8 protein-coding genes are annotated in these 7,459 nt (G+C 61.4%); 4 read left to right on the top strand and 4 right to left on the bottom strand.

Translation table 11 applies throughout. From position 1 onward, the window contains the following. Positions 1-157: 157 nt before the first annotated feature. The 3 genes from FJ319_13995 to modA are packed head-to-tail and all read right to left on the bottom strand — an operon-like array spanning position 158 to position 2,772. Complete coding sequence (locus tag FJ319_13995) at positions 158-1,273, bottom strand: ABC transporter ATP-binding protein (protein MBM3935380.1); 1,116 nt, start codon at positions 1,271-1,273, stop codon at positions 158-160. Continuing rightward, a complete protein-coding gene (gene modB / locus FJ319_13990; protein MBM3935379.1) occupies positions 1,255-2,076 on the bottom strand; it encodes a molybdate ABC transporter permease subunit in 822 nt (273 codons plus the stop codon). Before modB ends, FJ319_13995 begins: the two co-directional genes overlap by 19 nt. Continuing rightward, positions 2,077-2,772, bottom strand: a complete 696-nt coding sequence (gene modA / locus FJ319_13985; protein MBM3935378.1) for a molybdate ABC transporter substrate-binding protein — start codon at positions 2,770-2,772, stop codon at positions 2,077-2,079. A gap of 174 nt (positions 2,773-2,946) precedes the next feature. On the opposite strand from modA, the gene FJ319_13980 reads away from it, so the two are divergent. Both FJ319_13980 and FJ319_13975 read left to right on the top strand, forming a co-directional pair. Then, positions 2,947-4,050 carry a helix-turn-helix domain-containing protein gene (locus tag FJ319_13980; protein MBM3935377.1) on the top strand — a complete coding sequence of 368 codons (1,104 nt, stop codon included), beginning with the start codon at positions 2,947-2,949 and terminating at the stop codon, positions 4,048-4,050. 319 nt (positions 4,051-4,369) lie between these two features. Then, positions 4,370-5,440, top strand: coding sequence for an acyl-CoA desaturase (locus FJ319_13975; protein ID MBM3935376.1), 1,071 nt, complete (start codon positions 4,370-4,372; stop codon positions 5,438-5,440). 49 nt (positions 5,441-5,489) lie between these two features. On the opposite strand, the gene FJ319_13970 is transcribed toward FJ319_13975, so the two are convergent. Then, positions 5,490-6,212 carry an endonuclease gene (locus tag FJ319_13970; GenBank protein ID MBM3935375.1) on the bottom strand — a complete coding sequence of 241 codons (723 nt, stop codon included), beginning with the start codon at positions 6,210-6,212 and terminating at the stop codon, positions 5,490-5,492. Between the two features lie 106 nt (positions 6,213-6,318). Between FJ319_13970 and pyrF the strand changes: the two genes are divergently transcribed. Together pyrF and FJ319_13960 are read left to right on the top strand one after the other, a co-directional pair. Then, entirely contained in the window at positions 6,319-7,155 is an 837-nt protein-coding gene (pyrF, locus tag FJ319_13965; GenBank protein MBM3935374.1) for an orotidine-5'-phosphate decarboxylase, read from the top strand. After that, on the top strand, positions 7,155-7,427 hold the full coding sequence (locus tag FJ319_13960; protein MBM3935373.1) for a DUF951 domain-containing protein: 273 nt from the start codon (positions 7,155-7,157) through the stop codon (positions 7,425-7,427). Before pyrF ends, FJ319_13960 begins: the two co-directional genes overlap by 1 nt. Positions 7,428-7,459: the final 32 nt, after the last annotated feature.

Raw genomic sequence — 7,459 nt, 5'->3', positions numbered from 1 at the left:
TCCTCGCCCAAGGATCGAAAGCCGGCTCCAGATCACCCTTGGAGATCGAGACTGATTCAACCAAAACCAGTCGTACTGACAAAATCACTGAGCAGTAAGACTGACAAAGTCATTGAGCATTGACAGGTTACGTTACCCCAAGTCAATAGGTCACCGGCTAGGCCAGGACAAAACATGAGTTGGTCTTTATTATCAGCCATACGTGCAGGCCGGGCGCAATGCCCAGGCTCGCGACGGCCCTGGGCGTTATCTCCACGCGGAAGGTTGCCTGGGCGGATGCGGTTATCCCGGAAATGGCCTCCACTATTACCTCTGTCTCAAAGTCGCCTGCGCGGGTGGAGACCACGCGTCCAGGTATGATGTTGCGCGCCGAAATTGAGCGCGGGCGCTCGATTGCGAGCAGGATATCTCCGGCGCGAATGCCGATCCTGACCGGATCGCCCTGGCGAGCCTCGAAATAGGGCGCCTCTATAACCAGCTCGCCGCCGATTGTGCAAGCAGTTACCCCCGCGAATTTGTCCGGTAGGGTTACAAACCCCTCAAATACGTTGTCGATGGAGGTGGGCCAGGGTAGTATGCCGGCCGCAGGCCGCTTGAGGATTTCTGTTGGAGTGCCCTCGGAGGTAACCCGACCGCGTTCGATTGTGACCATCCGGTCGCAAAGGGCGACCATGTCCGCCCAGTCGTGCGAAACGATAACCATCGGCACGCTGGCCCTATCCTGCACTGTCTTGATCTCGCGTCGTAGCTCGTGTCGAAGTCCCTGGTCGAGAGCCGAGAACGGCTCGTCAAGGACCAGAACTCGCGGGCGCGGCGCGAGGGCACTCGCCAGCGCTACCCTCTGCTGCTGTCCAGATGAGAGGCTCGAAGGTCTCCTATCCATCAAATCGTCAATATGAAACAGCGCTGCAAGCTCCAGTATTCTGCGGTCTGCCTCCTCCGTGGCCCATCCTTGAAGCCCGAAGGCGATGTTCTTGCGTACTGTCAGGTGGGGGAACAGGGCGTATTGTTGTGGCATATATCCCACCCGCCTCTTGTGCGGCGGCGTCCAGGCGCCGCTTTCAGCATCGAAGACCGTTTCGCCGCCGATGGTGATGCGGCCGCCGGCGGGCCGGACGAGGCCGGCAATGGCCCTGAGCGTCGTGGTCTTGCCGGAGCCGGATGGCCCGAATATGCCGAGTGACCGGCCGTTACCCATCGAGAAGGCTACGTCCAGCGTGAAAGGGCCCTGCCTGTGCAAAACGTGGCCCTCGATCATGTGAGCACGCTCCATCTGCGCAGCAGCAGGCGCGTCACTACGAGGACTGCGAGAGATATGGCCATGAGCACTGTTGCCAGCGCCAGCGTTGCCCCCAGGTCGTGCTCGAAGGCCGCCATTATAGCAAGCGGCATAGTCTGCGTCCGCCCGGCCAGGCTTCCCGCGAACATCAGCGTGGCGCCGAACTCCCCGATGGCCCTCGTCCAGGATAGCACCGCGCCGCCGATCATGGACCGGGAGGCGAGTGGGAGCGTGATTCGGAAGAAGACCTGCAGGGGAGGCGCCCCAAGAGTCAGTGCCGTCTCTTCCAGGCTCCGGTCAACCGACTCAAAGCCTATCTTGGCTGCGCGAATGAAGAACGGCGCGCTCACAAATATCTGCGCGAAGACAACCGCCGTCATGCTGAACGGCAGCGATATGCCGATCGCCTCCAGCGCCTGCCCGATCTCGGACCTTTGTCCGAAAGCCATCAGCATCCCAAGGCCCGCCACAACGGGCGGCAGTACCGTCGGAAGCTCCACCAGGCTGTCCACGATGTCGCGACCGGGGAACCTCTTTCTCGCCAGGACGTACGAAACGGGGGTGCATGCAACGCAAATCACGGCGAGGGTAATAAGGCTGGTTGCGAAGGTGATACGCAGAGGCTGCAGGACGCTTGCGTCCGTGAGTCGAGAGATGAATCCCGGCTCGCCGGCCCCCCTGGCCAGTATTGCCGCGAGCGGTAAACCGACGAACAGCAGGAACAGGACCACGGGAAGGCCGCCGAGGGCGGCCCACCGCAATTCCGAGACCTTTCGGCTGCGTGACTGGAATGCCATCTATGGAGACGCGAACCCATACTTTTGGAGCACGGTCTGTCCTTTTGGGGATGTCAGGAACGCAATGAACGCCCGGGCCGCGGCGCTATTGGTAGAGCCCTTGACCGGTGCGATAGGGTAGGCGGCCACGACATTGTACTGCTCCGGAACTGGTATCGCCCGGACGCCCCGGCCGTTCGTCCCGGCAACGTCGGTGATATATGCCACGGTCACATCAGCCTGGCCAAGCTTCACCTGCGTTACGGCCTGTCTTACATTCTGAGCTTCGCTTGCCAGGTTGGCCTTAACCTTTGCAGGGTATTCGGGTCCGTACTTCGGGTCGCCGGCGGCTTTCGCCAGCACCTGCTCTGTGTAGGTGCGGACCGGCACGCCCGTAGCGGCCAGCACGAGCTTGATGTCCGCCTTCACGAGGTCGTTCATTGAGGCGACCTTCGCATTGGAGGACGGAACGACGAGCGCCAGTGAATTCCTTGCGAAGATAGTCGGCGTCCCGTCAATTACCCCGGCGCTTGCTGCCTGCGCCATATTTGACTCGTCTGCAGAGGCAAAGACGTCTGCTTTCGCGCCTTCGGCAATTTGCGTCCGCAGAGCGGAGCTTGACGCAAAGCTGAATGTAACGGCAATGCCGGGGTTGGCCTTTCGGAACTCCGCAGCGGCCTCGTTCATCGCGTCCGTGAGCGATGAAGCCGCGAACACCACAAGTGTGCCGGTGGCGCCTTCCTCATCAGGCGTCTTTGAACAAGAGGACGTTGCGATGCAGCAAGGCGCCACGGCGCACAGGAGAATTGGAATTCGCCATTGGGAAAGTATGCCGGCCTCTTTAAGTAAGTCAGACTTGTCAAAACGACATGTGGACTATACACTTGCACAATGCACAGGGTCAAGAGCAAGCTCAGAGAAGCCAGGCGAAGCGCGGGTCTTACGCAAGAAGAACTCGCCCGTACAGTGGGGGTGAGCCGCCAGGCGTACCTGGCCGTGGAGGGCGGCAAGTCGGTCCCTTCAACAGAAGTCTCGCTGCGGCTGGCCCGCGCGCTCGGGAGGCCCGTCGAAGCCCTGTTCGAGCTGGAAGAAGATTCTCCTTTGATTGTCTGCGCCGAGGCGCTCCCTGCGGGAAAGATGTCGCCCGGCGCCCGTGTGCGTATGGCGCAGGTTGGAGGCCGCGTGCTGGCCCGGCCGTTCGCGGGTGAGGCGGCAGTTATCCGCTCATTCGTCGCTCCGTCGGGCGTGGTCGTCGGCTCTTCGAGCGCATCCGGGACGGTGGATGTGCGTCTGGAAGAGCCCCAGGTCAAATCGCCGTACGTTGTAGTGGCAGGATGCGATCCGTCGCTCGCTATAGCTGGTGACCCACTGCGTGAGCGCGGCGTTCGGCTGGACTGGATGGAGACTGGGAGCAGCGCCTCGCTGGGTATGCTCGCCGCAGGCGAGGTCCATATCGCAGGCTGTCACCTCGGCGGCGAGACCGGGCGCGACGTCTCAATAGTCGTCCGCAAAATAGTGCCGTTCCCGTGCACAATAGTCGGATATGCGGCCTGGCGACAGGGGTTCATTGTCGGCCCGTCCAACCCACTGGGGATCTCGCGCATCGAGGACCTCGGGCGGCCGGGAGTCCGCTTCGTCAACCGCCAGCCGGGGTCCGGTACGCGGGCGTTATTCGACCGCCTGGTCACTAAGGCCGGGATGGCGTCTGAGGCAGTCGATGGCGCTGACCGGTGGCTCAACGGCCACCTGGCGGTGGCGGAGGCCGTGCAGGCCGGCCTGGCGGACTGCGCAATCGGGATAGAGGCTGCCGCGGCGGCGTACGGCCTTGGCTTTGTGCCTATCACTGAGGAGCGGTACGATCTCGTAGCCCCGAACAGGTTCGCGGAGTCTGCCCCTGTCATGGCCCTGCTCCAGGCCATTCGTGCCCCCTCGTTTCGCCGCAAGGTGGAGTCCCTGGGCGGGTATGACGGTGCAATGATGGGTCAGACTGTCTAGTCACCTCGGAACGAGCAGGGTGTTGTACCTCCCTACGCGAATTCCGGACATCAACCGAAAATCCCCTCACAGGTACATGCCTAGAGAAAGCGCCTTGTGTTAGAGTAAACCGGTGTGCCTTGTGTGGCCCTCGTTGTCACCCTCACGTTAGACACCAACTTGAATTCGGAGTCGTCCAATCGAAAAGAACCAGCCGCTACCCAAACCGTTGATTACAAAGCCGAATCGGGACTCCGGGAGGTCAGCCAAACAGGTTGTAGAATCCACGGCGACAGTTGAGGCCACCGCAGTCGTGACGCCGGCTTCCACTTCTGTGGCCGTGCCCAGGTACAACTCAAAGAATATCGGCGAGGCGCTTCGGAAGGCCGCCAACGCCCCAGCGTCTGCCTCAAGCGAATACGCTGAGCTGAAGAAGATCATCAAGGCGCAGGGCCTCATGGACAAGCGGCCCCTGTACTATGTTTTCAAGATCACATCCACCCTCGCCATGCTCGGCACCGGCATCGCCGTCATGGTCCTGGCCGACAGCGTGTGGATACACTTGCTGAATGCCGTCTTTCTGGGGCTTGTGTTCACCCAGTTCGGCTACCTCGGCCACGATGCCGGCCACCGGCAGATATCGGAAAACGGCACGCGAAACGAAGTCATAGGCCTGGTCATCAACTTCCTTATCGGCATCCATCGCGGCTGGTGGGTGGACCAGCACAATATCCACCACAGCAACCCGAACGACGACGAGGAAGACCCCCACATTGCTATCCCCGTGCTGGCCTTTTCACATAGCCAGTATGAGAAGAAGCCGCTCTTTCTAAAAAGGATTGTGCGTTTCCAGGCTTTTTACTTCTTTCCGCTCTTGATGCTTGAAGGGCTGGGCATCCGGCTGGCTGGCATCCAGTTCACCCTCCGCGGCGGCAAGTCCAGGTATTCGGCGCTAGAGCCAGCGCTCATGGTGGCCTACGGCGTCACATACCTGGCAGTCGTTTTCTTCCTGCTAGGTCCCGTCGCAGGGCTGCTCTTCATTGCGGTCCACCAGGCGGTGTTCGGCGTGTACATGGGGTCGGTATTCGCACCCAACCACAAAGGCATGCTGATGCCGGAGAAGGGGAACAAGCTTGGCTTTCTCCGCCTGCAGGTGCTCACGACCCGCAACGTCAAGCCGGGGCTCTTCAATGACTTTTGGTTCGGCGGCCTCAACTACCAGATTGAGCACCACCTGTTCCCCACGATGCCGCGGAAGAACCTGGGGCGCGCGCAGTCGGTCATAAAGCAGTTCTGCGCCGAGCGCGAGATTCCCTTCTACGAGACGAGCGCTATGCAGTCCTATAAGGAAATACTGGCGTACCTGCACGAGTGCGGAAACCCCGCGAAGTCCGGGGCTTCTGTCTCTTAGGGGCGAGGAGTTTTTTCCGAAGGCCGGGTTAATGCTTTTTCGAAAGCCGTTAGCCCGGCCTTCGCGCTCCTGAAGCTTTCGGCCTCGCGCAGATGTCCGCGAGTACGCACCCTTCGCATACAGGCTCCTTGCGGCAAGAGACCTTCGCGTGCCTGACGATCAGCCCGTGGTACTCGCCGAAAAGTGTCGTGTCCTCGGCTACCGCCTCGTGGAAGATACCCTGGTAGAGGTCATACGGGCCCTGCTCCGGCGCTATTCCCAGCCTGTGCAGTAGCCGCCTGGTGTACGTATCTATGACGAACGACGGCTTGCCCGCGGCGTACACCAGGATGTCGTCCGCCGTCTCCTCGCCTATGCCGTGCACCGCCAGGAGTTCCCGCCGCAGGGTGGGCAGGTCAACCTGGGACATCGCATCGATATCATCGTTGAAGCGCGCGCCGATGTACTCCGTGATTGCCTTCAGCTTGCGCGCCTTCATGTTGTAGTAGCCGGAGGAAAATATCAGCCGGGCAAGCTCCTGCTGGTCCGCCGCGCGAATTGCCGCCGGCGACATCAGTCCCGCCGCCTCCAGGTTGGCGATTGCCTTCACAACGTTTGTCCACGCGGTATTCTGGGTCAGCACCGCGCCGACGATCACCTCGAACTTTGTCTTCGCCGGCCACCAGTGCTGCGGGCCGTAGTCGGCGAACAGGCGGTCGTAAACCTTCCTCAGCAGGGTCGCGTGGTCCGGCCGCTGCGACAGCACTGTTTCAGATTTTCGTTGCTTGCTCATAGGGAATTAAGAATAGCCCATAGAAGGCAGCAGCACAAAAAGTACGGCGCGCGCGCGAATGTGTTAACTTTGAAGATGATTCGCATTCGCTTCCCGAGGTGTCGCCGTGCAGTCGTTCGCCGACAAGCTCCTTCGCGCATCCTCCGCCAACCGCTCTCTGCTCTGCGTGGGCCTTGACCCCGACCCGGCGCTCATGGCCGTGCCTGATGTAGTGGAGTTCAACAGGTGCATCGTTGACGCCACAAAGGGCATCGCCTGCGCATACAAGCCAAACCTCGCCTTTTACGAGGTCGGCGGAAGCAAGGGCATCGCCGCGCTGGAAAAGACCATAGAGCACATACGGGCCGTTGCTCCCGGCGCAGTAGTGATCGGCGACGGAAAGCGCGGCGACATAGGCTCCACGAGCGCGCAGTACGCAAAGGCGATGTTCGATACGTGGGGCTTCGATGCCGCCACAGTCAACGCGTGGGGTGGGGGAGAGGGACTTGAACCGTTCCTCAAATACGAGGGGAGGGGAGTGTTCGTCTGGTGCCGCTCATCCAACGCCGGAGCCGCCGAGTTCCAGGACCTTGAGGTCAAGGGCCCGGACGGCGTGTCAAAGCTGTTTGAGAACATGGCGCTTCGCTCTGTGGAATGGAAGAGCAGGGCCACGGTGGGGCTCGTGGTGGGCGCGACCTACCCCGACGAGCTCCGAGTCGTACGCGCCGCCAGCCCTCGCGCTCCCATCCTGGCCCCCGGCGTTGGCGCACAGGCCGGCGAGCTCAGGGCGACCGTTCTGGCGGGCGTGGACTCCGCCGGCCGCAACCTTGTCATCAGCGCGTCGCGTAGCGTGAGCTACGCTTCCAGGGACCGGGTCACCTTCCAGGCCGCCGCCGCCGCGGCCGCGGAGAAGCTCAGGAACGAGATAAACGACATCCTGGCGGAGGCTGGTAAGGGATGGTGATGCAGGTCGCCATAGGCGACACGGTCACCATGCGCAAGGTGCACCCGTGCGGCGGATACCGCTGGGAGGTGGTGCGGCTCGGGGCCGATATCGGCCTCGTTTGCTCTACCTGCCGCCGCCGTGTTTTGATGCCCCGTTCCGCCCTGGAAAAGAGGGCGAAGAAGGTGGAGCCCAAGCCGCAGACAGGCGGCGGGGTCCCTTCGTGTCAATGCTCAATGACTTTGTCAGTCTTACTGCTCAGTGATTTTGTCAGTACGACTGGTTTTGGTTGAATCAGTCTCGATCTCCAAGGGTGATCTGGAGC

Source organism: SAR202 cluster bacterium (assembly GCA_016872355.1).
Lineage (GTDB): Bacteria > Chloroflexota > Dehalococcoidia > Lucifugimonadales > VGZY01 > VGZY01.
Note: the sequence above shows the minus strand (reverse complement) of the source record. Positions and strands in the feature narration are given on the sequence as shown.